This is a genomic window from Vibrio natriegens NBRC 15636 = ATCC 14048 = DSM 759 (assembly GCF_035621455.1).
Lineage (GTDB): Bacteria > Pseudomonadota > Gammaproteobacteria > Enterobacterales > Vibrionaceae > Vibrio > Vibrio natriegens.
The window spans coordinates 1,601,007-1,624,475 of sequence record NZ_CP141822.1; the positions used below are offsets into that span (position 1 = coordinate 1,601,007).

At 44.4% G+C, this 23,469-nt stretch carries 25 protein-coding genes; 10 read left to right on the top strand and 15 right to left on the bottom strand.

Annotated elements, in window-relative coordinates:
* Positions 1 to 4: 4 nt before the first annotated feature.
* The 4 genes from fdh3B (at position 5) to VER99_RS07330 (ending at position 2,990) form a co-directional block, all read left to right on the top strand.
* Positions 5 to 613: a formate dehydrogenase FDH3 subunit beta gene (gene fdh3B, locus VER99_RS07315; protein WP_014231815.1), complete on the top strand. Its 609-nt coding sequence runs from the start codon at positions 5 to 7 to the stop codon at positions 611 to 613.
* A 14-nt stretch (positions 614 to 627) separates the two neighbouring features.
* Positions 628 to 1,680, top strand: a complete 1,053-nt coding sequence (locus VER99_RS07320) for a formate dehydrogenase subunit gamma (RefSeq protein WP_014231816.1) — start codon at positions 628 to 630, stop codon at positions 1,678 to 1,680.
* Complete coding sequence (locus VER99_RS07325) at positions 1,664 to 2,080, top strand: membrane protein (protein ID WP_020333269.1); 417 nt, start codon at positions 1,664 to 1,666, stop codon at positions 2,078 to 2,080. The genes VER99_RS07320 and VER99_RS07325 overlap by 17 nt, the downstream gene beginning before the upstream one ends.
* 295 nt (positions 2,081 to 2,375) lie before the next feature.
* Positions 2,376 to 2,990, top strand: coding sequence for a sugar O-acetyltransferase (locus VER99_RS07330; RefSeq protein WP_020333270.1), 615 nt, complete (start codon positions 2,376 to 2,378; stop codon positions 2,988 to 2,990).
* Here the strand turns inward: VER99_RS07330 and VER99_RS07335 are convergent.
* Complete coding sequence (locus VER99_RS07335; protein WP_161624421.1) at positions 2,951 to 3,832, bottom strand: helix-turn-helix transcriptional regulator; 882 nt, start codon at positions 3,830 to 3,832, stop codon at positions 2,951 to 2,953. The two genes, VER99_RS07330 and VER99_RS07335, sit on opposite strands and share 40 nt — an antisense overlap.
* A 133-nt stretch (positions 3,833 to 3,965) precedes the next feature.
* Here VER99_RS07335 and VER99_RS07340 point away from each other — a divergent pair, with 133 nt between their 5' ends.
* Positions 3,966 to 5,384: an MATE family efflux transporter gene (locus VER99_RS07340; protein ID WP_020333272.1), complete on the top strand. Its 1,419-nt coding sequence runs from the start codon at positions 3,966 to 3,968 to the stop codon at positions 5,382 to 5,384.
* Between the two features lie 314 nt (positions 5,385 to 5,698).
* Entirely contained in the window at positions 5,699 to 6,919 is a 1,221-nt protein-coding gene (locus VER99_RS07345; RefSeq protein WP_020333273.1) for an ammonium transporter, read from the top strand.
* Between the two features lie 79 nt (positions 6,920 to 6,998).
* Here VER99_RS07345 and VER99_RS07350 read toward each other — a convergent pair whose 3' ends face one another.
* Entirely contained in the window at positions 6,999 to 7,175 is a 177-nt protein-coding gene (locus VER99_RS07350) for a hypothetical protein (RefSeq protein WP_014231823.1), read from the bottom strand.
* Between the two features lie 120 nt (positions 7,176 to 7,295).
* On the opposite strand from VER99_RS07350, the gene cobB reads away from it, so the two are divergent.
* The gene (cobB, locus tag VER99_RS07355; protein ID WP_020333274.1) at positions 7,296 to 8,018 is read left to right on the top strand and encodes a Sir2 family NAD+-dependent deacetylase; all 723 of its coding nucleotides are present in this window, start codon (positions 7,296 to 7,298) and stop codon (positions 8,016 to 8,018) included.
* Positions 8,019 to 8,084: 66 nt separating this feature from the next.
* Here cobB and VER99_RS07360 read toward each other — a convergent pair whose 3' ends face one another.
* From VER99_RS07360 to potA, 5 genes are all read right to left on the bottom strand, one after another.
* Positions 8,085 to 9,122, bottom strand: a complete 1,038-nt coding sequence (locus VER99_RS07360) for an extracellular solute-binding protein (protein WP_014231825.1) — start codon at positions 9,120 to 9,122, stop codon at positions 8,085 to 8,087.
* Positions 9,123 to 9,358: 236 nt separating this feature from the next.
* A complete protein-coding gene (locus tag VER99_RS07365) occupies positions 9,359 to 10,390 on the bottom strand; it encodes an extracellular solute-binding protein (protein ID WP_020333275.1) in 1,032 nt (343 codons plus the stop codon).
* A gap of 106 nt (positions 10,391 to 10,496) precedes the next feature.
* Positions 10,497 to 11,267, bottom strand: a complete 771-nt coding sequence (gene potC, locus VER99_RS07370; protein WP_020333276.1) for a spermidine/putrescine ABC transporter permease PotC — start codon at positions 11,265 to 11,267, stop codon at positions 10,497 to 10,499.
* Entirely contained in the window at positions 11,267 to 12,127 is an 861-nt protein-coding gene (gene potB / locus VER99_RS07375; RefSeq protein ID WP_014231828.1) for a spermidine/putrescine ABC transporter permease PotB, read from the bottom strand. Before potB ends, potC begins: the two co-directional genes overlap by 1 nt.
* Positions 12,108 to 13,283 (bottom strand): spermidine/putrescine ABC transporter ATP-binding protein PotA, encoded by a 1,176-nt coding sequence (gene potA, locus VER99_RS07380; RefSeq protein ID WP_020333277.1) that lies wholly within the window; start codon positions 13,281 to 13,283, stop codon positions 12,108 to 12,110. Before potA ends, potB begins: the two co-directional genes overlap by 20 nt.
* Positions 13,284 to 13,623: 340 nt before the next feature.
* Between potA and VER99_RS07385 the strand changes: the two genes are divergently transcribed.
* The 3 genes from VER99_RS07385 (at position 13,624) to ttcA (ending at position 16,427) form a co-directional block, all read left to right on the top strand.
* Entirely contained in the window at positions 13,624 to 14,424 is an 801-nt protein-coding gene (locus VER99_RS07385; RefSeq protein WP_020333278.1) for a DUF2189 domain-containing protein, read from the top strand.
* Positions 14,425 to 14,681: 257 nt separating this feature from the next.
* On the top strand, positions 14,682 to 15,341 hold the full coding sequence (locus VER99_RS07390; protein ID WP_020333280.1) for a DUF2987 domain-containing protein: 660 nt from the start codon (positions 14,682 to 14,684) through the stop codon (positions 15,339 to 15,341).
* Positions 15,342 to 15,533: 192 nt separating this feature from the next.
* The gene (ttcA, locus tag VER99_RS07395) at positions 15,534 to 16,427 is read left to right on the top strand and encodes a tRNA 2-thiocytidine(32) synthetase TtcA (RefSeq protein WP_020333282.1); all 894 of its coding nucleotides are present in this window, start codon (positions 15,534 to 15,536) and stop codon (positions 16,425 to 16,427) included.
* Between the two features lie 112 nt (positions 16,428 to 16,539).
* On the opposite strand, the gene uspE is transcribed toward ttcA, so the two are convergent.
* The 8 genes from uspE to VER99_RS07435 all read right to left on the bottom strand — a co-directional run bounded on the left by uspE (position 16,540) and on the right by VER99_RS07435 (position 23,468).
* Positions 16,540 to 17,487: a universal stress protein UspE gene (uspE, locus tag VER99_RS07400; protein WP_014231833.1), complete on the bottom strand. Its 948-nt coding sequence runs from the start codon at positions 17,485 to 17,487 to the stop codon at positions 16,540 to 16,542.
* A 180-nt stretch (positions 17,488 to 17,667) separates the two neighbouring features.
* On the bottom strand, positions 17,668 to 18,414 hold the full coding sequence (locus VER99_RS07405) for an FNR family transcription factor (RefSeq protein WP_014231834.1): 747 nt from the start codon (positions 18,412 to 18,414) through the stop codon (positions 17,668 to 17,670).
* A gap of 90 nt (positions 18,415 to 18,504) precedes the next feature.
* Positions 18,505 to 19,182 (bottom strand): sulfite exporter TauE/SafE family protein, encoded by a 678-nt coding sequence (locus VER99_RS07410; protein ID WP_024372679.1) that lies wholly within the window; start codon positions 19,180 to 19,182, stop codon positions 18,505 to 18,507.
* 8 nt (positions 19,183 to 19,190) lie between these two features.
* On the bottom strand, positions 19,191 to 19,355 hold the full coding sequence (gene ccoS / locus VER99_RS07415) for a cbb3-type cytochrome oxidase assembly protein CcoS (protein ID WP_014231836.1): 165 nt from the start codon (positions 19,353 to 19,355) through the stop codon (positions 19,191 to 19,193).
* 15 nt (positions 19,356 to 19,370) lie between these two features.
* A complete protein-coding gene (locus tag VER99_RS07420; protein ID WP_020333284.1) occupies positions 19,371 to 21,734 on the bottom strand; it encodes a heavy metal translocating P-type ATPase in 2,364 nt (787 codons plus the stop codon).
* Positions 21,735 to 21,738: 4 nt separating this feature from the next.
* Entirely contained in the window at positions 21,739 to 22,215 is a 477-nt protein-coding gene (locus VER99_RS07425; RefSeq protein WP_014231838.1) for a FixH family protein, read from the bottom strand.
* 105 nt (positions 22,216 to 22,320) lie between these two features.
* Entirely contained in the window at positions 22,321 to 23,295 is a 975-nt protein-coding gene (ccoP, locus tag VER99_RS07430; RefSeq protein WP_020333285.1) for a cytochrome-c oxidase, cbb3-type subunit III, read from the bottom strand.
* On the bottom strand, positions 23,295 to 23,468 hold the full coding sequence (locus VER99_RS07435) for a cbb3-type cytochrome oxidase subunit 3 (RefSeq protein WP_014231840.1): 174 nt from the start codon (positions 23,466 to 23,468) through the stop codon (positions 23,295 to 23,297). The genes ccoP and VER99_RS07435 overlap by 1 nt, the downstream gene beginning before the upstream one ends.
* Between the last annotated feature and the right edge of the window lies 1 nt (position 23,469).

Genomic DNA, 23,469 nt, shown 5'->3' on the forward strand with positions numbered 1-23,469 from the left:
GACAATGGCACGAATGAAATTCCTATGTGACACCAAACGCTGTATCGAGTGTAACGGCTGTGTTACTGCATGTAAGAACGAAAATGATGATGCGCTCGAGTGGGGTATTCAGCGCCGCCGTGTCGTAACACTTAATGACGGCGAGGCCGGTGAAAACTCGATTTCTGTCGCTTGTATGCACTGTACCGACGCGCCTTGTATGGCGGTGTGTCCTGCAGACTGCTTTGAGCACACAGAAGATGGCATCGTACTTCACAACAAAGATCTGTGTATCGGTTGTGGTTACTGTCTGTTTGCATGTCCGTTTGGTGCGCCTCAGTTCCCTAAACAAGAAGCGTTTGGTGAGCGTGGCAAGATGGACAAATGTACCTTCTGTGCTGGCGGTCCCGAGACGGAACCTGGTTCGGTTGAAGAGCGTCAGAAATATGGTGCGAACCGTATTGCAGAAGGGAAACTGCCGATGTGTGCGTCATTATGTTCAACGAAAGCATTGTTGGCCGGTGATGCAGAGAAAGTATCTGATATTTTCCGTCAGCGTGTTGTAGAGCGCGGCGCTAAGAATGCAGGTTGGACAGACGGAAATGATCTTTCTTACGACGCAACAAAAAGCTAAGTAAGGAGAGACACATGTTAAACACTCTAAAACGTGCGTCTCTGGTAATGCTGTCAGCCATGACAGCATTACTGCTGACTTTTGCTATGCCAGCGTCCGCAGAAGAGCAATCTTCCAAAGTCGTGCAGCAGGAGATGACACAACTCGCAGGGGCGGATTATTGGCGTCAGATCAGGCAGGGTGAGTCAGGTTACACCACGTCTCAATCACCTGAGCACGGCGTGCTAATCAGTAAGCCGGGCGAAACCTGGTACATCCTGAAAGAAAAGTGGATGTCTCCAGCCGGTGCTATCGCTATTTTCGGTAGTATCGCGATGGTTGTATTGGCTTATGTCTTTGTCGGGCCTCTGATGCTAAGTAAGCCTCGCACAGGCAAAAAGATTAAGCGCTGGTCTCGACTTGATCGTGCACTGCACTGGAGCATGGCGTTTACCTTTTTAACCCTGGCGTTCAGTGGGTTGATGCTTGTTTACGGCAAACACTTCCTGAAGCCATACGTGCCTAGTGAGTTCTGGGGTTTCATCGTTATGTTGGCGAAGCAATACCACAACTACATGGGGCCGCTGTTCTTTATCTTGCTGATGTTAATTCTGCTGAAATGGTGGCGTAAATCGATCCCGAACATGACAGACGTACGTTGGTTCATGAAAATGGGCGGGATGGTTGGTAAACACAAAGGCACTCATCCATCGGCAGGTTTCTCAAACGGTGGTGAGAAAGCGGTTTACTGGTTACTCATTTTTGTCGGTGCAATCGCTGCAGCAAGTGGTCTGGTTTTGGATTTCCCTATCTTTGATCAAACCCGCCGTGATATGGAGTTGTCTAACCTGATTCACGCAGTCTCAGCACTCATTCTTATCTGTGGCTTTGTTTTCCACATCTATATCGGCTTGTTCGGTATGGAAGGAGCACTGGAAGGAATGGTAACGGGTGAGGTTGACGAAACATGGGCGAAAGAGCACCACGATCTCTGGTACGAAGAAGTCAAATCTCAAGAGGCAATGGGAGAATCAGACGAGGTTAAAGCAACAGATAAAGGAGCGAAAGCGAATGAACAAACATCATAACGGGATTTGGATTGCGTACATCCTGAGTTGTTTTACCCCGTTTACGTTTTTGATCTCAGGCGTTGTCGCTATTATTTATGCTGGTTATCGTTTGGACAAAGGCGAAGACAGTGATGTGGTTATCTCGCATTACTACGGGCTAATTCGTACTTTCTTCCTGTACCTCACGTTCTTTGTTGTCTTAATCGTGACCGTTGCCACCACAAATGGTGTGTTAAAAGGGGTCAGTGACTATTGGGTGCGTAGCACAATGTTAGATAACATCGCGTATGTTATTCCATACATTGGCAGTGTGTTCGCCGTTGTAGCGATAGGCGTGTGGCTATGGCGGATGCTTCAAGGCATGCATCAATTACGTAATAACAAGCCGCACAGACCTTCTACAGGTCCTAACTTGTAGGTCTCCATAGCGTCATTCTTATTAAGAGTAGGAATGACGCTAATATTATCAATCAGTGTGAAGATTTTCATTTCATGCTAAACCTTATCCCACTCCCAGCAGTACGATGAAAATATCACTACGGTTAACTCAAACTGTTGCCAACCAACATTCACGTTAAACTTCTTTTTAACGCTAGAATGATAGTTTCCTGCAAAGCCATGCGAGTTTATCCAACAGTCAGTCCGTTTGATTCTACTTATAATAAAAACGTTGGCTAGTTGAGCTAGTTCTTGTCGTATCAAGGGAGGTTGTTATGCACACAACAGTGGATGATTTCAGTACTTTAGAACCATATAACGCATCATTTCAGGCGAGAGTTGATAAAGCACAGGATCTACTGTGGCAGATTAATCACACTCATCCCAGAGAAAAAGAAAAACGCCATCAACTATTCGGTCAGTTGCTGGGCAGTTATCATAACAATGAAATTGTGCCACCATTCCACTGTGATTTAGGTGAAAAAATCTATTTCGGTCAAGGTGGATTTGTTAATTATGGCTTAGTGGTAACCGATATTGCCGAGGTGCATATTGGTGACAATGTGCTGATAGGACCAAGAGTCCAGTTATGTGCCGCTGGCCATCCTATATTGGCTGAAAACCGGGTTGCTCCTATCTCTTGCGGCGAGCCGATTCATATTGGTAACCGAGTTTGGATTGGTGCTGGTGCCATTGTGTTGGCTGGGGTAACCATAGGTGATAACACGGTGATTGGTGCGGGTAGTGTGGTAAACAAAGATATTCCGGCTAACGTAGTAGCGGTAGGCTCTCCATGCAAGGTGATAAAGCAACTATCTGCCCCTGACTTCAAGAGCAACAGCCTTAGCAATCAGGCCTCAGAGCCTATTGCAGAGGCTGACTCGCTGTAATTTGCATTCCGCTGCACGGCACCTGGTGCCACGCCAAAATGTTTTTTAAACCGATTGGAAAAATAACTGACATCAAAATAACCAAGGCTATGTGCTACTTGCTTAATACTAAGGTGCTGACCCTGTAGCAGTTGACGAGCTCGGGTCATTCTTAGCGCAAGTAGATACTGCTTTGGACTCTGCTCAAAATATTTCAAACATATTCTGTGAAAGTGTGGTGGCGAATAGTGCACTCGCGCTGCCAGCTCCTCGATAGACCAAGGATAATGCAGCTGATTTTCAACCTCACTAAACAGTTGTCTAAGTTTTACTTCTATTGGATCTACGACGGCTCTTTGCTGCAAGGACCTACGGATCAAATCCACCAAAAGTTGGCCACAACTTCCTACGCTACCATCATTTACGTGAATGGCTTTGAGTTCATGATGCAACAAATGCATCAAGTGATAAACAGACAAAGCTTGTTCACAGTGCATCACTTCGGGAGCACTCCCAGAAAGTGCTTGCCACTGCCTGGTATTATCGACACTTAGCCAAGCACATTCCCATTCATCACCCACCAGTTCATATCCACATATGCTATCAGCGGGTACCAGACTTAACGTATTAGCTTCTATGGAAAGTGTGTGATTGGGAGTAAACAAGCGCGCTTGCCCATGAATAGTATAAAGAAAAACATGAAAACCAGGCCGTGTACGGCAGACACGATAGTGCTGCTTAGCCTTCATAACGCCACATAAGTGCACGTCATTTTTGGCCAACGGCAATACATTCTCAGGGCTTATAAATCGCTCTTCGGTAGCGTCGTCTACTTCTAAACAGTCTCGCCATGTTGTTGTCATACCTTGATTTTCCCTTCCCCTGATAGTTTTTCCCATCCTGATGCGAGTTTATCCTATTTCCTGATAGTGGCGTACTTCTTATAGTGGGATTCTCTATTTTGATTAGCCCGTTCTCAGGGCCGCAGGCAATGATATGAGATCAAAATCACTTTACGATAGCACCTTTTTTCCCAGACTTTTTTCCATTGCTTTACCATTTGCGTTACAGCTCTTGCTGTACGCGGTATTAGGCCTGGTCGATATCATGATGGTCGGTCAACTTGGGGAGACTGAAGTGGCTGCGGTAGGACTCAGCAACCGGATTTTCTATTTTAATCTGGTATTGATCCTTGGAATCACAGGTGGCGTGAATGTATTGGCAGCACAGTATTATGGTAGTGGAGACGAAGCAGGGATCCGTCGTTGTGTTGTACAAGCCGTTATGGCTGCAACACTGATATCGTTGCCATTTATCGCGCTCTATAGCATCCATCCCAGACTGTTTTTGCACTTGGCGAGTGAAGACGCCCCGTTGGTATTGTTGAGCGCGGAATACATGCAGATAACCGGGGTATCATTGTTCTTCACGTGTTTGGTCGTGCCAATTGAAGCAGCGCTTCGCGCAACAGGAGATAGTAAAACACCCACCATAATTAGCCTAATCTCAGTAGCTCTGAATATTGCACTAAATTGGTTGTTAATTTTTGGCAACTTAGGGTTCCCAGAGCTTGGTGTTGCAGGCAGTGCTTGGGGAACAACCATCGCGCGATTGCTGCAAACTGTATGTATTGTGGGGCTCATCTGGAGGAAAAAACAATGGCTGATGCCAACACAGAACGATGTTGAAAATGCGCTTAGTCGCAAGAACATTAGGCTGTTTGCTGCCATCGCTATTCCCGTGATGTTGCATGATGGGGGCTGGGCTTTAGGTACTTTAGTTTATGCTTTTATCTACGGCCAAATGGGCGTTGAAGCTTTGGCGATAATGAGCCTCTTGAGCCCACTCGAAAATTGCCTATACGCGTTTTTTCTTGGTTTTGCTTTAGCGTGTTCGACCATGCTCGGGCATGAGTTGGGCGCAAACCGATATCATCAGGCATGGTCACAATCAAAAGTGTTTTTATGGCTGGGCACTGGCGTTGCTGTGTTGGTCGGTATTGTCCTTTATTTACTGAGAGAGGAAATTGTGCCGCTGTTTGGTAAGCTGAACGAACAAACCCTAACAAATGCAATTTATGTGTTAGCCGTTCTCGCATCAGCACTGTGTATTAAAGTGTTTAATACAGTGGCAGTCATTGGTGTATTACGCAGTGGTGGTGATATCAAGTTTGCAGCGTTATTTAACCTTTTCTGTATGTGGTGTATCGGTATTCCATTGGTGTACCTTAGTGCTTTGCAATGGCTATGGCCTCTGTATTTGGTTTATCTGATCTCTATGACGGAAGAAGTGGTAAAAGCCGGGCTAGCCATCTATCGAGTGTTACAACGTAAATGGTTAAATAATCTAATATCTGAGGATAGAAAGGAGCTTTCTGAGCCGGAACCCAGTAAACAAACCGTAACCTCCAACTAAATTCCTTATTGATTAATTATTGTTCCATTTAATGGTGCGCACCAAATCGGTACAATTGTACTAATTTGGTGCGCTTTTTTCGTTTATGCATTGACCAAACCTTTCACTTAAAACTCACTAAAATTTATATATATCAATAATATTCATAGGCTTAATGTTTTACCGCATAACAATGCAAGCTAGTTTAAACAGTCTGGAACACATTTTGCCTAAGCAGTGTACAAACATAATAAATTCACCATTTTTGTGAATTGATAATTTTTAAGCACCTGCTTGGTGCGATTATTTATATTGCTGCATGGAGTGTAACGAGAATGACTCAAACTGTAAGTCAGGTATACGGAGCTGTACAAACCCTGACCCAAAGTTCCGACACCTTATTTTTATTGCTTGGCGCCATCATGGTATTTCTGATGCATTCAGGTTTTGCTTTTCTTGAGGTAGGGACCGTACGTCAAAAGAACCAAGTAAATGCGTTGGTTAAAATTTTGGCCGATTTTGGTGTTTCCGCCATAGCCTACTTCTTTATTGGCTATTGGATCGCGTATGGCGGTACTTTCTTTGCCGATGCGCAGACACTGTCTCAAGGCAATGGATATGAGCTTGTTAAATTCTTTTTCTTGCTAACGTTTGCTGCCGCTATACCAGCGATTGTCTCTGGGGGAATTGCCGAACGTGCGCGTTTTTATCCTATCCTCATTGCGACATTTTTCACGGTAGGTATCGTTTATCCGCTGTTTGAAGGCATCATTTGGAACGGTAATTTTGGTGTCCAAGATTGGTTTGAAGCAAGCTTTGGCTTTGGCTTTCATGACTTCGCAGGCTCCGTCGTTGTCCACGGAGTGGGTGGCTGGATTGCTCTCGTTGCCGTCATTTTCTTAGGTATGCGTAAAGGGCGCATTCGCGCAGGCAAACATACCAACTTTGCACCATCAAACATTCCATTCTTAGCGCTTGGTGCCTGGATTCTTTGTGTGGGCTGGTTCGGCTTTAACGTAATGTCGGCTCAAGCTATTTCTGGGATCAGCGGTCTGGTCGCAATGAACTCATTGATGGCCATGGTTGGTGGCATTATTGCATCACTTATCGCGGGCAAAAATGACCCGGGCTTTATCCATAACGGCCCTCTGGCTGGATTAGTTGCCGTGTGTGCGGGCTCTGACCTTATGCACCCAATCGGTGCGCTGGTGACAGGTGCGATTGCGGGCGTGCTCTTTGTTTACCTGTTTACACATCTACAAAACAAAACCAAGATTGACGATGTGTTGGGTGTTTGGCCTCTTCACGGTATTTGTGGCGCATGGGGAGGCATTGCTGCGGGCATCTTTGGACAAACAGCGTTAGGCGGGTTAGGCGGTGTTAGCCTTGTTGTTCAGCTTATGGGAACCGTATTAGGTATTTCTATTGCTGTATTAGGTGCGTTGGCTGTCTATGGCGCAATTAACGCAGTTACGGGCATTAGATTGTCTGAAGAAGATGAATTTAATGGTGCCGACTTAGCTATCCACAAAATCTCTTCAACTAACGAAGATTAACAAAATGCAAAAGAGCGGCATTACGCCGCTCTTTTTATAGAAGTATTGTTCATCTCAGTAACGAGCGTTTCAATACGTTCTAGCAATTTCCTTTTTTTGCCTGACCCGGAGGGCAGAATTTACCATGACCATCGTGTCTGTCATGATCATTGGTACCAACGCTCACTCTCACATCATCAATTTCACCTTCAACATTGGTCAATTGACAGCCCGCTAGAGTCGTAAGTAAGACAAGAGCCAGAGATACGTGTCTCATTGCTTTTCCTCTCAAAATATCATTTTATTATTGTTCATTACTACCATTGTCTAATCCATATTACTACAGCTGATATTGTTTCAGTGTTAAGCTAATGAAAAAGAACAACAAGGATCAGTTATGAATTTCCCGTATAGAAACATTGTAGTACTTACTGGGGCAGGTATCTCAGCAGAGTCCGGCATTCAAACATTTCGAGCTCAAGATGGCCTTTGGGAGAACCACCGTATTGAAGACGTGGCAACCCCTGAAGGATTCGAGCGAGATCCCGACCTTGTTCAGGCATTTTATAATCAACGTCGTAAAAAGCTACAGGACGAGGCGATACAGCCAAACGCCGCGCATCTTGCTTTAGGGCGACTTGAGGCAGAGCTGGATGGCAAAGTGACCGTCATTACGCAAAATATCGATAATTTGCATGAAAGAGGCGGAAGCCACAATGTCATCCACATGCATGGCGAACTGCTCAAAGCCCGCTGTAGCGAATCGCATCAGGTGATAGAACACACTGAGGATATTGAAACGGGTGAGCTTTGCCACTGTTGTCAAATTCCGTCCCAAATGCGCCCTCACATTGTTTGGTTTGGCGAAATGCCTCTGCGCATGGGTGATATTTACGAAGCGCTAGAACAAGCGGACTTGTTTATTTCTATTGGTACATCTGGTGTGGTGTATCCTGCGGCTGGGTTTGTCCACGATGCAAAAATGCACGGAGCACATACCATCGAGATTAATCTGGAGCCAAGTGCAATAGAAAGTGAGTTCGAAGAGAAACGCTACGGCAAGGCAAGTATCGAAGTACCAAAGTTGGTGAATGAAATTTTATCTTTGGAAGACAAATAAAGCCTTCAAAAACAATAAAAGCGGCCAATTTAGTTGGCCGCTTTTTTCTTTATACTTTGACTGGTATTAGTTGTTTACTTTTAGCTTTTGGAAGTACTCATCGTACATCACACTCGCTTCACCAACTTCATCTTGCCAAGTACCGCTGTCCATCACTTCTTGCGGAGGGAAGATGCTTTGGTCGTTAACAAATTCTTTTGGAAGTAGATCAAACGCCGTCTTAACTGGAGTAGGGTAACCAATCTCCAGTGCAATCTTAGCCGCATTCTCTGGACGAAGCAGGAAGTCGATCATCTTATGTGCGGCTTCCACGTTTTTAGCACCCGCAGGAATCGCAAGACTGTCCATCCAGAAGATTGTGCCTTTTTCTGGCCAGATGATATCAATGTTCGCGCCTTCCTCACGAGCCATGTAAGCAGAGCCATTCCACAGCATGCCAAGAGAAACTTCACCCGCTAGGTATGGGTTCGCTGGGAAATCAGAGTTAAACACCAACACATTTGGCATCAACTTTTGCAGCTCTTCGTAAGCAGCTTTGATTTCATCAGGGTTTGTCGTATTTGGTGAGTAACCAAGTTTTGTCAATGCGATATGGAAAACTTCGCGAGAATCGTCCATCAGCATTAATTGACCTTCCCACTTGCTATCCCAGAAGTCGTCCCATTTTGTGACGGATGATTTATCCAGCATATCCGCATTGATACCAATGCCTGTCGCACCCCAGATATAAGGGATAGAGTAGTTGTTATTTGGATCAAAAGGTTTGTTTAAGAAGTTAGGATCGATGTCGGCAAAATGGGATAACTTCTCTTTGTCAATCTCTTGAAGCATGCCTTCTTTGCGCATTTTAGATACGAAATAGGTAGACGGTACTACCAAGTCGTAACCAGAACCTTGTGTTTTTAACTTCGCGTACATGCTTTCGTTAGACTCGTAAGTCGAGTAAAGCACCTTGATTCCTGTTTCTTTTGTAAAGTCTTCAAGAACTTCGTTTGGAATGTATTCAGACCAGTTGTAGAAGTAGAGTTCTTGATCAGCCGCTATTGCTGGAGTAGCGAACAGAGTCGCTGCACATAGAGCGCTTGCGTAGAATTTACTTTTCATTTGTTTTCCGTTTTGTTTAGCGATTGGACAAATCAATACTAGCGGTAATGATTAAGTTGAACCAAATTGCATTAAGTACAATTCTGTCTATGAAATTCGATGCCTCTCACTCCATTGAGATGAAACGAGTCGAACCAAATAGACGTAGCAAGGTATAATTATATCAGTCAATTACAAAAATAGGCAGCCATTGCTGCCTATTTTCATTTTGGTCAATTTGCCTGCGGCAAATTCGATTACTGGCCAGCTTTTAGCTTGAGGAAGTAACCTTCGTATTTCACTGTCAGATCGCCTACAGAGTCTTGCCATTCAACACGGTCAAGGTCTTCTTGTGAAGGGAACAGAGGAGCAACGTCTTTAAACTTCTCGTTCGACGCTTTCACTGCGGTCAGGTAACCAGTGTCACGAGAAATCTGCTCTGCGATTTCAGGACGCAATAGGAAGTCGATCATCTTGTGCGCCGCTTCTACGTTTTTCGCACCAGAAGAGATAGCGAAGTTGTCAACCCAACCAATACCGCCTTCTTTCGGGAATACCAGTTTAAGGTTTAGACCTTCGTTTTGAGCTGCTGCTGCGCTGCCGTTCCAAAGCATGCCAACACCAACTTCACCAGACATGTATGGTGCACCTGGGTTGTCAGAGTTAAATAGAAGCACGTTAGGCATCAGCTTTTGTAGCTCTGCATACGCTTCGTCGATCTGTTTTGGATCCGTTGAGTTACCTGAATAACCTAGTTTACGCAGTGCAATGTGGAATACTTCACGCGTGTCGTCCATTAGCATCACTTGACCTTCAAGCTCTGGCTTCCATAGGTCAGCCCAGCTTTGGAAGTCGTTTGGATCGTACATGTCGGTATTGACAGCTAGACCAGTAATTGCAACAACGTGAGGAATAGAGTAGTCATTCTTAGGATCGAATGGCTTGTCCAGGTAGTTCTGGTCAAGGTTGCCGAAGTTTTTCAACTTAGATTTATCGATCTTTTGTAGCATACCTTCATCGCGCATTTTCGCTACGAAGTAAGTAGAAGGTACCACTAAGTCATAACCTTCGTTATGAGTTTTTAGCTTTGCATACAAAGTTTCGTTCGACTCGTAAGTTGAGTAGATCACTTTGATACCAGTTTCTTTGGTAAATTGTTCCAGGAGATTACTGTTGATGTAAGGACCCCAGTTCATAAATACCAATTCATTATCGTCCGCTGCCACTGAACCTGAGAACAGAGAAAGCGCACATGCACTACCAGCTAATAAAGTAGCCCATTCTTTCATTGACGTTAGCTCCAAACCAAACGTTGTCCAAACTATTTTGGACGATAGATAGAAAAACAGAATGGCATGTAACCATTCTGTTTCGTGATGTTAACGGGTATTGATTTTACTTTACTTTTTCTCTTGCAAGCAACTGAGAAATTACCACAAGTACCAAAGAAACAATCAACATAACCGTTGCCAGGGCATTCACTTCCGGTGAAATACCCACTTTCACCATTGAGTAAATTTTCAATGGTAAGATTTCGTAGGTTGGGCCTGTCACAAACGAACTGATGATCACATCGTCCAAAGACAGGGTAAAGCTTAATAACCAACCTGCTGCAACCGCTGGTTTTGCCAGGGGAAGGATGATCTTCTTCAAGATAACCCATTCACTTGCACCTAGGTCTTTTGCTGCTTCCAACATTTTCACATCAAAGCCGTTCAAGCGGCTATAAACCGTTACCACAACAAATGGTAAACAGAAGGTGATGTGCGCAATCAACAGTGTAAAGAAACCAAGCTGTGCGCCCAGCACTAAAAACAGCGCCAACAATGAAATTGCCATCACGATGTCTGGTGACATCATTACAACAAACAGCATGCCGTTTACTGCGCCTTTACCTTTAAAGGAATAGCGGAATAGGGCAACTGCCGTCAAACTACCAATAATAGTAGCAGCTGTGGCAGAAAATACGGCAACATTTAACGAGTGCCACGCCGCCTGCATCAGGCTGTCGTTGTTAACTAAGGTCTCGTACCACTTAGTGGTAAATCCGCCCCATTTCATGCCGAATTTATTCGCATTAAATGAGTTCACAATAAGCACGATGATTGGCAAATACAAAAATGCGTACACCAGTGCCATAAAGCTAAATCTAACTGTGCGTCCCATTAGTCTAGCTCCACTTTCTTATTCAATAACTTACCTGCTCTGTAGTAGGCGTATAGCATAATCGCCATGGCAATGGTGAGCGCAATACTGGTTGCAGCACCAAATGGCCAATCACGTGCATTCAACACCTGGCTCTTGATTACGTTACCTATCAACAGGTTCTTCGCGCCGCCCAGAAGGTCCGAGATATAGAACATGCCAAGCGCAGGAAGTAGCACCAATAAACAGCCACCGATGATGCCAGGCATCGTCAAAGGCAGGATAACTTTGGTAATCGTCTGAAACTTGTTCGCGCCCAAATCTTTCGCAGCTTCGATGTAGGTGTTGTCTAGTTTCTCAATCGCTGAATAAAGCGGCAGAATCATAAATGGAAGCAAGATGTACACGAGACCAATCATTACCGCCGTTTCGGTATACATAAGTCGCAGCGGCTTATCGATGATTTCCATCGCCATCAGCGACTTATTCAAAATGCCTTGAGTACCCAAAACAATCTTTAAGCCGTACGTACGGATCAACGAGTTCGTCCAGAAGGGTACAATCACCAAAAACAGCATAAACGGACGCCATTTCTCTGGCATTTTCGCGACGATATACGCAAATGGGTAACCAATCACTAAACACAATAACGTCGCAATGATCGCCATGTAGAACGAGTGCATGAGCACTTTCGCATACAGCGGATCCAACAGACGAACGTAGTTATCCAACGTAAAGGTGAGTTCGATTAGGTTCGCTTCGTCACGCGTTAAGAAACTTGTACCGATAATCATCAAGTTTGGCACCAACACAAACAGTGTCAGCCAACCAACAATTAGGGTAATGATTGCGTTCTGAAGATTAATCTTCTTGGTTATCATTGAGGACAACCTCCCAGCTCTCAACCCAAGTAATAGCGACTTTCTGGCCGAGTGAGTGGTCCACATCAGGATCATCTTCGTTAAAGAATTCGCTTACCATTACACGCATGCCTGAATCGAGTTCGATAACAGAATCTAGCGTCATACCTTTATAGGTACGTTCCGTCACGTGACCAACAATGCCTTTTTCTTCCGACTCTTTGATCTCTTCGATACGTAAGTCTTCAGGGCGGAGTAGAACTTGGAGTTTATCGCCAGCTTGTGCTTCGTCGTCGTAATAAACCACCGACACAACACCTTCAATGTCAGCGCGAATGCGTTTTTCATCGATGCGCTCCAACATGGTTGCATTGAATACGTTGATCTCGCCGATAAAGCGCGCAACAAACAGGTTTTTAGGCTCTTCGTAAATTTCACGCGGAGAACCATCTTGCTCAATGACACCGTCACGCATTACGATGATACGGTCTGACATTGATAGCGCTTCTTCCTGATCGTGCGTCACAAAGATAAAGGTGATACCTAGTTGGCGCTGCAATTGTTTCAGCTCAATCTGCATTTGCTTACGCAATTTGTAATCCAGTGCAGAAAGCGATTCATCAAGCAGCAATACTTTTGGCTTGTTCACTACCGCACGAGCGATAGCAATACGCTGTTGCTGGCCACCTGAAAGCTGATGCGGTTTACGCTGAGCCATTTTTTCAAGACGCACCATACGTAACGCTTCCATGACTCGCGGTTCAATCTCTGCTGCAGGCGTTTTCTGCATACGAAGACCAAACGCAACGTTTTCATAAACAGTCATATGTGGAAATAGTGCGTAACTTTGGAATACGGTGTTGACGTGTCGTTGTTCAGCAGGAACCTGAGTAACATCTTGGTTATCCAAAATAATTTGACCGTTATCTACCGCCTCAAAGCCCGCGACCATGCGCAAAACGGTTGTTTTACCACAACCTGATGGACCAAGAATCGTTAGAAACTCACCATGATTAACATCCAGATTTAAATTGCTGATGATTTCCTTACCATCAAAACTCTTACTAATGCCAGATAAACGAATAACTGGATTTCCTGCTTGCTGTTTAGCGTTCAACGTCTGTATTTCTCCCACGTTCAAATTTGGGTTTACGCCAATTGATGTGACTTTAGCCATTCACTTTTGAGGCGCGCATCATAATCACCAAAATTGTGAAATCAAAGCATTTTTTAGTCTCGAATCAGAAAAAATTTTACGGGCAAAAGTCATCATTCCTTACCATACTGTTTTAAAAAGATTCGTCCGAATTTCAACAGCGTTTATAAGGGTTACAACTCTGCAACAATTGTTTTCAATTTCATGGCCTTGTAGTGGCCAATTATCAACCAAATAATGGATATTGCAAGAATTGAGCGCGAGTTATGATTTTAGACGTGGCTAGAATTCTTTATAATGTCGGACACACTAATTGACTGGTATCCCAGTAAAAATTTCACAAGTGAATCTTGGATAATATATGAACAACGACTTTGAGAACGATTTCAACCTTGGAGGAAGTGTAGAGCGAGCTTTGTCTGGCAACTACGAGCTGAAAGCCGGAGCGGTTTTTAGCGAAGCATGGCGCGCCACCATTCAACACTTTTTGTCATTTTCTCCTGCGATTATCGTCTTGCTTTTGGTTCAGGTAGGCATTTTCTATATCGCATTGCAGCTACAACTGGGTGACCCAAGTGTCATTTTGGATGCAATACAAAACCCAGATTCTTTTTCAACCGACATTGTGTCTGCTGTTTATATCGCAAACTTTAGCTATGAAGTTATCAGCGCTCCGATATACGCAGGCATCAGTTTAATGGCAATGAGTCACGTAGCAGGGCTAAAGACAAAACTTCGTCACGTGGGTAAAGGGTTACAATTCACAGTTCCGGTTATTCTGGCAACGTTAATGAGTCTGACTCTTCAAGGGCTCGTGGGAATGCTTCTGGCTCCGTTATCGCTATATCTTTCTCTGGCGTTCAGTCACTCTATCTTACTTATTTGTGAGAAACGCGTGCCGCCAATGCAATCGCTATTACTCTCACTGCGAGCAGTAAACAAAAAGATTTTCGTCGTTGCCATCCTGTATCTTGGCATGATGTTCATGTTTATTATCGCAGCCATGTTCTATGGCATCGGGCTTATTTTGGTGCTGCCATTCTTCTTCCACATGAAGGGCATACTTTACCGTGAGATGTTTGGTATCAAGCTTAAGATAGTCGCGAAAGAGAAAAACAATGATAATGATCACGACGGCAAATCTCAGGTCTTCGACGCGTAAAGTATCATTTCAATGACAATCAATGGCGGCTTACAAATAGTCGCCATTTTTATATCAACACCAAACCCATGTGAAATGGCCTATCAGAAGCACAAGCTACGATTCAACTTGAATAAGAATCTGCGTGGGGAACCTCTCGTTTTGTTACTAATCACGTAACTTAACGCAGTAAAGGTGTTATAAGGATGCTCAGCATTGCTCAAACCAATATTGAGCACGAACACAATTACACAAACTAAAATAAATCAACGGTTCAAATGAAAAAGTTAAGCCTAAGTTTACTGGGTACAGCGGCGCTAATGTTAGCGGCCCCTGCAACACAAGCTCAAGAATACATGTTTACCTATTCGAAGCTTTATACTCAGTTAAAGAATAACAACAAGGAAGGCCACGACGATGTAAAAGTCGGCGTATTTTTCGTTAACGCAGATACTAAACAGCTGTGTAACATTGAAAAAGCCTGGATGGAAAAAGAAGAGCACTACGAAGAATTCGTTATTCCAGCCTCCAAAGAACTTCCGCTTCCAATCGATAAAAACCTTAAATCGGCGAATCCTTTAGTCTTCGTTCAGACTCCTATAGACACTCGCTGCGATTACTCATTGGTTGTTATGACGAAAGAGCCATTACAGGGTAACGTATCCTATGAACAGTTAGCGCCGTTAATGCCTCAGATGCAAAGCATGTTAGAAGACTTAGGCGGCATGTTTGCTGGCTGGTTTACTCCTGATGTGCAAGGCGTGACGATGGAATTCAGCAATGGCCTGGATAGCACGATTTCATTCTCTAATGGAACAGAAAAGCCAATTGTAAATGGCAAAGTACAAGTTGCTTTGAGCGAGATCGGTGAGGGTGGGACGATGACGCTGCCAGAGCCAACCATGCGAGTTCTGCCTTATCTACCGAAGGCAAAATAAGCCGCATCCATCTTATTGAAGAGCCGCAACAGCGGCTTTTTTCATTTTAGGGTAAACAAAACATTGGATTTATCCGTTCTCAATTAAGACAAATATTTAATCCTAAGTAAAAAGACCGTATAATCCACGCCCCATAGAAAACCACCTTAGGAAGTCCTACCGTCGATTTTATCGGCGATGTGAGAGCTCGCAATGAACCAGAAAGATACAAGAAAAGAAACCCTTGAATTCAACAAGCTTCAGAAACGCCTGAGAAGAAATGTTGGAAATGCCATTACCGAATACAACATGATTGAAGAAGGTGATGTTGTCATGGCATGTATAAGTGGTGGTAAAGATTCATTTGCGATGCTGGATATCCTGCTGAATCTTCAAAAAGCTGCCCCAATTAAGTTTGAAGTGGTTGCAGTAAACCTCGATCAGAAACAGCCAGGCTTCCCAGAACATATTCTTCCAGAGTATTTCGAAACGCTTGATATCCCTTACTACATCGTAGACAAGGATACTTACTCGGTTGTAAAAGAAAAAGTGCCAGAAGGTAAGACGACGTGTGGCCTATGTTCACGTCTGCGTCGCGGTACACTTTATTCGTTTGCTGAGAAGATTGGTGCGACTAAGCTTGCTTTAGGTCACCACATGGATGACATCGTTGAAACCATGTTCCTAAACATGTTTCATGGTTCGCGTCTAAAGGCGATGCCTCCAAAGCTGCGTTCGGATGATGGTCGAAATGTGGTTATCCGTCCACTGACGTACTGCCGTGAAAAAGATTTAATCAAATACGCAGAGCACAAAGATTTCCCAATCATTCCTTGTAACTTGTGTGGTTCTCAAGAGAACTTGCAGCGCCAATCGATCAAAGCAATGTTGATTGAATGGGATAAGAAGACTCCTGGACGCGTCGAAGCGATTTTCAAATCAATTCAGAACGTAAGCCCAAGCCAATTGGCTGACAAAGAGTTGTTTGACTTTGTTAACCTTCCACTCGATCGCGAAGGTAACCGTGAAGAGTACGAGTTCAATGAAGCGGTCGTCTCTTCAACGAACATTGATGAATCTATGTTCATTGATGTGACAAACATCTGATTGAAATAAATTAAGAAAAGGAAGGCCGCAGTGCCTTCCTTTTTTAGTTTTGTACCCGATGAATAAAAATCCCCCTAAATGGGGGATTTTTGATAGCTATTGAATGGCTAGATTAAGTCGCCTCATTTGGATCCAGTGGGCTGATGTAACCTTTTGGTTTCAATGCGAGAACATCACAGTTGATCTTATCAATCACATGCTCAGCCGTATTACCAATAAAGACGGCTGAAAGCCCTGTACGGCCAGTCGTACCCAAAATAACCATCGCCGCATTTAAACGTTCCGCAGCCGCAGGGATAACATCTTCAGGCAATCCTTGCTCAACGATGGTTTGCTCTTCATTCAGCCCATGTTTTTGTCGAAGGGCTTTCATCGCGGTTAGGTGATGGCCACGAACAGCATCTGTGTACGTTGTTGGGTCAAATTCAGGTAGCTCGATGGTGATATTCGCTGGCGTAACCGGATACGCGTTAACAAGGAACGGTTCGGCATTCAAACGGCCGGACATCTCTTTCAAACGTTCAACCATCGAGTCATTTAAGTCAATGTGCGTTTCGTTTTCAGAGCCAATGTGAACAGAAGCCAGAATGTTAGCGTGCTCCGGCCAGTCCGCATTTTTGATAAGCAGTACCGGGATAGGGCACTTACGCAGCAAATGCCAGTCTGTAGGTGTGAAAATCACAGACTCTAAGACATCATGTTTTCGAGTGCCCTTGATCAACAGATCGTGACTGCCTGCAAACACTTCACCTATGATGGCTTCGTAAGGGCGATTGTGCCAAACCACACACACGTCAAAGTCAAAGCTGTCGTCTAAATATGGCTGAGCAATTTTACGCATCCACTGCTCACGCTGATGGATAACGCCACGGCGCATCGCATCTCGTTCATCCACCGATAACATTGAAGTCATGTCATAGGAAAAATCATAGATGGATAAAAAGAAAGTAATTCGGCTTCTTGATACGCTTTTTTGAGCTAATTGAACTGCTCTTGCGAGTGCCGGCTGATCATCACTATTGATGTTAGCAACAACTAGAATCTTACTGTATATACTCATATCTAAGCCCACTTTTATTGCAAGACCAATTACTGAATATAAAGTAAATCAGTATATTGGAGTACTCACTGTATATTTTTAATGTAGCTCAGTTTGAAGAAGATTTTGAGGACTTTTGAAGGGATTTTGCGAGAAACATGATGTGGCTCAGCTAAAAGCCACATCAAGTAATAGGAGAGGTTACTCTGTTGTGACGCCTGCAAGTTCCATTAGCGCATCGTGATCTAAGATAGTGATATATTTACCTTTTACACTTAAGATCTCAGATTTTTGGAAACGTCCCAACAGACGGCTGATCGTTTCAACGGTCAGACCAAGGTAGTTACCAATATCACCACGAGTCATCGTTAGGCGGAACTCTCTAGGACTAAAGCCACGTTGAGAAAAGCGTGTTGATAGGTTGTACAGGAATGCAGCCAGACGCTCTTCAGCGTTCTTCTTAGAAAGCAGCAGGATCATCTCCTGATCGCCTTTGATTTCGTTACTCATCAAACGCATAATTTGCTGACGTAGTTTAGGCATCTTACCTGACAAGTCATCTAGAATTTCGTATGGAATTTCACAAACCATAGACGTTTCTAACGCTTGGGCAAAACTAGGGTGGCAGTCACCAGTAATCGCGTCAAAGCCCACGAGGTCACCAGCTAAGTGAAACGCCGTGATTTGCTCGTCGCCTTGTTCAGTGATTGTATAGCTCTTGATTGTGCCAGAACGGATAGCGTACAAAGACTTAAGCTCATCGCCCGCTTTGAATAGCTCTTGGCCTTTTTGAATCGGCTTTTTACGCTCAATGATTTGGTCAAGCTGATCAAGTTCAGATTCATTCAGAGTGAATGGGATACACAACTGACTGATGCTACAATCTTGGCAGTGAATTGCACAACCACCTGATTGGACACGCTTTGTTGCAGGTTTTTCAGAAATCATAACAACCTTTCACTATTTGATATACATCAATATTTTAGCACTGCTTAATCCTAAAGGATAGCAAAAATATTGTGGGTATAGACTTTCAAGTTATATGAAACCAAGCATTTGCATGGCACCCACCGCAGTATACGTTCCATAACTAATAAGAATTAATGCAGAGATGTTTCTAAATATTAATGATTTTTGTAGTTTCTGAAAGTAGCTTGCCCCGTAACTCACAGCAAGCATCGAAGGAAGGGTCCCCACGCCAAAGGCGAGCATGATCAAACCACCGTTTACTGCACTTCCGGAAACAGCAGACCACGTCAATGCCGAATAAACCAAGCCACATGGTAGCCATCCCCAAACAAAACCGAACGGCAGTGCATGAATTGCGCTTTTTAACGGTAACAGGCTCTTTCCAGCAGGCGATATAAACTTCCAAAGGCTCTGACCGAGTTTTTCTACAACTAGTAGACCTTGCCACCATTTAGCCACATAAAGAGCGACTAAAATCATAAATATTGCTGCGACTAAGCGAAGCCACGCGAGAGAGTGCGCCAATCCGCTTAATTCACTCAATCCAGAAATAGCGCCACCAATAAGTGCGCCAAACAAGGCGTAGCTGGATAGTCGGCCCATGTTGTAGAACAGTGGAATGAGAGGGGAACTTTTGTCTTGTGACGAGCCTAGTGAGAGGAGAGAGGCAATGCCACCACACATGCCCATACAGTGACCGGACCCAACGAGTCCGATCATTAATGCTCCAATAAAATCAGGATTCATAGAGAAAGTTACGATTTCTTATTGTCTGATTTGTCTTCTTCATCAAGAAGAATGTTGTGACCTTGACGCTCGAGATCTTCAAACTGATCACTGCGGACAGCCCAAAGGAAAATAGCGACAGCAACGCATACCAGAACAATGGCAATGGGAATTAAGATATATATGCTTTCCATGTTAGCTTTCTCTATTTATTTCTCTTTTAGAAGTCGCAACGAGTTGGATACCACGATAATTGAGCTTGCAGACATTCCGACAACGGCAACATACGGTGCAACTAATCCCGCAACCGCCAGCGGCAAAATTAATAGGTTGTAGCCCAAAGACCAAGCCAAGTTTTCTCGGATGATTTTTCTTGTACGAAGCGCAAGCAAACGAGCTTCTAATAATTTCTCCAGATTATCACCCAGTAGCGTCATATCAGCGGATGCTTTTGCTACGTCTGTGCCACCGCCCATCGCTACCGACAGGTGAGCGCCAGCCAGTGTCGGCGCATCGTTGATACCATCACCAACCATCATAGTAATGTCATCACTATCCAGGCTCTTAAGATACGCGAGTTTGTCTTCTGGTTTTGCAGATGCGATCACATGGTCGATACCGATTTCATCCGCAACAGGCTGAGCATTTTGTATTGAATCGCCAGTAAGTAATGTGGTCTTGATACCTGCTTCGGCAAAACGCTGGATAAAGGCCTGACTTTCTTTACGAATTGGGTCGCGATAATAAAACGTCGCGGCATGTTCTCCATTGACCGACAAATACACTGCGTTACTTTCATCACAGCCTTCATTGACGACAAACGCGGCGCTGCCGATTTTCACGTTTTTACCGTTCCATAAGCCTTCGATACCAGAGCCAATAACGTTTTTCACCTCTGACACAACCACATCTTCGTTCGCGTACTGCGCAAATGAACGAGCAATAGGGTGGTTAGCATGAGCTTCCAGTGCAGCGGCTAGTGCGAGACTTTCAGACTCGGAAATCTCACCAAAAACACTCGTACGGCTGATTTCGATATCACCTTTTGTCAGGGTTCCAGTTTTATCGACGACAAGGTGATTCACTTTGCACAATGTTTCAAAAACGTGGCCCTTACGCAGTAAAATACCGAAGTTACCCATTCTTGACGTCGCACAAGTCAACGCTGTTGGTGTTGCCAAAGACAGTGCACAAGGGCAGGTCGCAACCAACACTGACAGCATGATCCAGAACGCATCATCAGGTTTAGTTTGGTGCCAATACAACCAAGTGCCTGCCGAAATAATCAGTATCGCACCAACAAAGTAACGCGCCACCACATCTGCGATTTCTGCAATTTTGGGTTTTGAATGCTGAGCTTCATCTTGCAGACGTACAATATTTGAAATGACGGAGTCCGCTTTAGAGCTCGTCACTTCCAGTTCAAACGATTCATCGCCGTTAAGCGTCCCCGCAAAAACAGCATCGCCTTCTTTCTTAACCACATGAACTGACTCACCGGTTAGCATGGATTCATCGATATGAATACGACCAGAAATAACTTTACCGTCCGCAGGAATGTGCTCACCTGGCAGAACGCGAATACGATCACCAATTTTCAGTGTCTTTACTGGGATTTGCTCGCCATCTAAGGTCGTCGCAATAGCTGGAATCAACTTAAGTAGGTTACCACTTGCCGCTGCTGCTTTACGACGAGCACGCATCTCGAGGAAACGTCCTACAAGAAGGAAGAAAGTAAACATCGAAATCGATTCGAAAAAGACTTCTCCTTGCTCGGTAAACGTGGCGACCAGGCTGGCGACATAGGCAAAAATGAGCGCGATTGAGACGGGCACATCCATACCCAATGTGCGCCCTTTGATGCTTCGCCAGGCATTTAGATAGAAAGGAAGTGCCGAGTAGAGAAGCACAGGTGTGGCGAATATCAAGCTGACCCAGCGAAAGTAGTTTTTAAACTCTGGTTCCAGGTCACCAAAAACTTCCAGATACAATGCCACTGCAAGCATCATGACCTGCATGGTTGCAAGGCCTGCAATACCTAAACGGTAAAGGTATTGCTTCATCATTTGATGATAAGAGGCTTCTTGAACGTCAGCTTCAAATGGTGCGGCCTTGTAGCCCAACTTATGAATCGCGGCAAGCAACTCACTCAAACGAACCTGGGTTTTATCCCAAGCAAGTAACGCTCGGTTTGTCGTTGTATTAACGCGAATAGAAACCAAACCTTTGGTGTTGGAGACTTGTTTTTCGATCAACCATGCACAAGCTGCGCAAGAGACACCATCTAGAGAGAGTGTCACTTCAGAAACATTGTCGTGATTACGTACAAACTCTGACTGGACATCTTCATTATCGTAGTGAATCAGCGCTTGAAGTTGCTCTGGTACGAGATCTGCTTTTTCAGCTGGCGCTGTACGGTACTGGTAATAGGAAACGAGACCACTATCAATGATCGTTTGTGCCACTGTCTGACAACCAGGGCAGCACATATCACGGACTTCACCAAGTATTTCTACCTTAAAATCCGTGTTGGCTGGTACATCTTCACCGCAGTGATAACAGGATTTACACATAGGATTACTTCATCAAAACAGTGTCAGCGGCAGGAAACTCAACTTTACCTTGAATCATCCATTGCTTGTCGTGTGGTTGTAGCTCAATGAACCAAGGACCAAGGATATCTTCGTCTGGTGTTAATCGGTAATTACCAGAAGCGTCCGCAGTAATTAACTTCGAAAAGTCGCGATCAGGAAGTGTGCGATGAGTAAACGTGGCGGTTAAAGCTGGGTAGTGCGCCAACTCGCCTTTATCAAAGTGAATAACAACCGTGTTGCTATTAGACGAAATATGAGCATTAAGATTCAGGTCACGAGCGACATTCATTTTACTGATGTCGATGTTAATCCCTTTACCTTTTTTATAGTAATCCTCGGCAACTAAAGAAACAGAGTTATTTGAGAAGATAACCACTGTCACGATTGTCCAGCCAATAACAATAAGAGGAAGGATAATCAGGAACCACGGCCAAAATTGTTTATACCAAGGCTTTACCATAAAAAAGTTCTCAACAGCTAAATGAAAAAATAGGAGGCTTTAAATTTAAAGGAAAGACAGCCCCTATGAAAGGGGCTGTTATTGCAATGTTACTGAATATCTTGGTTATTTACTCTCGGAGTTGCTTAAGCTCCAGACATATGATGCAACCAACTGGATCTTGTCTTCACCTAGAATATCTTTCCAGGCAGGCATGACACCAGAACGGCCATTCATAACAGTTTCAGTAACTGCTGCACGTGAATCACCAAACAACCAGTCTTGGTCAGTCAGGTCAGGCGCACCCACTGCTGGGTTACCTTTACCATCTGTACCGTGACACGCCGCACATACAACAAAGCGTGCTTTACCTGCTGCTGCTTCACGAGCATTCACTTTACGACCAGAAAGGCTAAGCGCGTAGCTAACCACTTCTTGAACGCCTTCTTCACCAAGCGCATCTTTCCATGCTGGCATTTGACCAACACGACCATGCATGATGGTTGTTACGATTGCTTGCGGTTCACCGCCATACAGCCATGCGTTATCAGTCAGGTTAGGGAAACCTTGCTGACCACGTGCATCTGAGCCGTGACATTGTGAACAGTTTTGCAAGAACAAACGTTGACCAACTTTAAGCGCTTCAGGATCGTTAGCAATTTCCGGAATAGGGCGTAAGCCGTTTTCGTTGTGTGCTAGCTTACGGAAAGCTTCACCAAAGTAAGCATCCGCATCATCAAGCTCTTTAGCGTATTGGTTAAGTTGTTTGTTCTCTTGTGCCGCAGCGATGGCTTGTTTTGATTCCTCAAGTGAACGTACTTCTTGAGCCGAGCTCTCCCAATTCAAAAAGCCTTTAAAGCTTCCTAAACCTGGGAACAGAGCAAGATACACCGCAGAAAACACGAAAGTACTCACAAAAAGGTAAGTCCACCACTTAGGCAGCGGGTTGTTTAGCTCGCGAATACCATCGTACTCGTGGCCCATGTCAGCCCCTTCCTCGACGCCCATTTTATCTTTGGCGCACCAAGTCAGGAGGATTGCACAGCCTACTAGCGTACCGATAGTAATCACGATAATCCAGAGACTCCAGAATGTAGTCATTACTTCTTCACTCCTTGGTTATGTGGGGTCGCTTGTTCTTCGTCAGCAAAGACCAGGTAAGCATCTTCTTCGAAACGCGATTTACGTTTCTTGCTAAATGCCCACCATACAATGCCGATAAAACTGGCGAAGAGCACAACGGTATAAACACTATGAATCGTACCGAAATCCATA

Coding starts and splice junctions, on each gene's coding strand:
- fdh3B (WP_014231815.1), top strand. CDS start 5: ATGGCACGAATGAAATTCCTATGTGACACCAAACGCTGTATCGAGTGT.
- VER99_RS07320 (WP_014231816.1), top strand. CDS start 628: ATGTTAAACACTCTAAAACGTGCGTCTCTGGTAATGCTGTCAGCCATG.
- VER99_RS07325 (WP_020333269.1), top strand. CDS start 1,664: ATGAACAAACATCATAACGGGATTTGGATTGCGTACATCCTGAGTTGT.
- VER99_RS07330 (WP_020333270.1), top strand. CDS start 2,376: ATGCACACAACAGTGGATGATTTCAGTACTTTAGAACCATATAACGCA.
- VER99_RS07335 (WP_161624421.1), bottom strand. CDS start 3,832: ATGACAACAACATGGCGAGACTGTTTAGAAGTAGACGACGCTACCGAA.
- VER99_RS07340 (WP_020333272.1), top strand. CDS start 3,966: ATGAGATCAAAATCACTTTACGATAGCACCTTTTTTCCCAGACTTTTT.
- VER99_RS07345 (WP_020333273.1), top strand. CDS start 5,699: ATGACTCAAACTGTAAGTCAGGTATACGGAGCTGTACAAACCCTGACC.
- VER99_RS07350 (WP_014231823.1), bottom strand. CDS start 7,175: ATGAGACACGTATCTCTGGCTCTTGTCTTACTTACGACTCTAGCGGGC.
- cobB (WP_020333274.1), top strand. CDS start 7,296: ATGAATTTCCCGTATAGAAACATTGTAGTACTTACTGGGGCAGGTATC.
- VER99_RS07360 (WP_014231825.1), bottom strand. CDS start 9,122: ATGAAAAGTAAATTCTACGCAAGCGCTCTATGTGCAGCGACTCTGTTC.
- VER99_RS07365 (WP_020333275.1), bottom strand. CDS start 10,390: ATGAAAGAATGGGCTACTTTATTAGCTGGTAGTGCATGTGCGCTTTCT.
- potC (WP_020333276.1), bottom strand. CDS start 11,267: ATGGGACGCACAGTTAGATTTAGCTTTATGGCACTGGTGTACGCATTT.
- potB (WP_014231828.1), bottom strand. CDS start 12,127: ATGATAACCAAGAAGATTAATCTTCAGAACGCAATCATTACCCTAATT.
- potA (WP_020333277.1), bottom strand. CDS start 13,283: ATGGCTAAAGTCACATCAATTGGCGTAAACCCAAATTTGAACGTGGGA.
- VER99_RS07385 (WP_020333278.1), top strand. CDS start 13,624: ATGAACAACGACTTTGAGAACGATTTCAACCTTGGAGGAAGTGTAGAG.
- VER99_RS07390 (WP_020333280.1), top strand. CDS start 14,682: ATGAAAAAGTTAAGCCTAAGTTTACTGGGTACAGCGGCGCTAATGTTA.
- ttcA (WP_020333282.1), top strand. CDS start 15,534: ATGAACCAGAAAGATACAAGAAAAGAAACCCTTGAATTCAACAAGCTT.
- uspE (WP_014231833.1), bottom strand. CDS start 17,487: ATGAGTATATACAGTAAGATTCTAGTTGTTGCTAACATCAATAGTGAT.
- VER99_RS07405 (WP_014231834.1), bottom strand. CDS start 18,414: ATGATTTCTGAAAAACCTGCAACAAAGCGTGTCCAATCAGGTGGTTGT.
- VER99_RS07410 (WP_024372679.1), bottom strand. CDS start 19,182: ATGAATCCTGATTTTATTGGAGCATTAATGATCGGACTCGTTGGGTCC.
- ccoS (WP_014231836.1), bottom strand. CDS start 19,355: ATGGAAAGCATATATATCTTAATTCCCATTGCCATTGTTCTGGTATGC.
- VER99_RS07420 (WP_020333284.1), bottom strand. CDS start 21,734: ATGTGTAAATCCTGTTATCACTGCGGTGAAGATGTACCAGCCAACACG.
- VER99_RS07425 (WP_014231838.1), bottom strand. CDS start 22,215: ATGGTAAAGCCTTGGTATAAACAATTTTGGCCGTGGTTCCTGATTATC.
- ccoP (WP_020333285.1), bottom strand. CDS start 23,295: ATGACTACATTCTGGAGTCTCTGGATTATCGTGATTACTATCGGTACG.
- VER99_RS07435 (WP_014231840.1), bottom strand. CDS start 23,468: ATGGATTTCGGTACGATTCATAGTGTTTATACCGTTGTGCTCTTCGCC.